The sequence below is a fragment of the Citrobacter sp. Ce119 genome, from assembly GCF_030334525.1.
Lineage (GTDB): Bacteria > Pseudomonadota > Gammaproteobacteria > Enterobacterales > Enterobacteriaceae > Citrobacter > Citrobacter europaeus.
Window position 1 is genome coordinate 1 of record NZ_JAOWDR010000002.1, and the last position, 314, is coordinate 314.

Below are 314 nucleotides of genomic sequence, written 5' to 3' on the forward strand. Positions count from 1 at the left end.
CCCCACTGCTGCGGGTGTTCTGCAAAACGCGCCGTCTCAGGCACCGGACGGTGCTGCATATAGTGACAGCAGTAGCACCACAGCTCGCGCAGCGCCTCTTTATCCCCCACCGTCCACGTCAGCGCAAACCGCTCCCGGACATGGCTGGTTCCCGGCTGGCACACCGCGCCGTGCAGCTGGTAACCCTGGTTGTAGCGTCCGGCTTCATAGGTGATTTCTCCGCGCACTTCATCCCAGTTAAACACCCGGACCTCCACCGGCCAGTCTATCCACGGATTCCAGCTGCTGCGGTGATGTTCGTAAATATAGACTTT

At 60.2% G+C, this 314-nt stretch carries 1 protein-coding gene; it reads right to left on the bottom strand.

What is annotated here, in order from left to right; genetic code table 11:
* Nucleotides 1–314: DUF6708 domain-containing protein (locus OGV80_RS00010; protein ID WP_353654543.1), on the bottom strand; the 314-nt coding region annotated here is incomplete at both ends.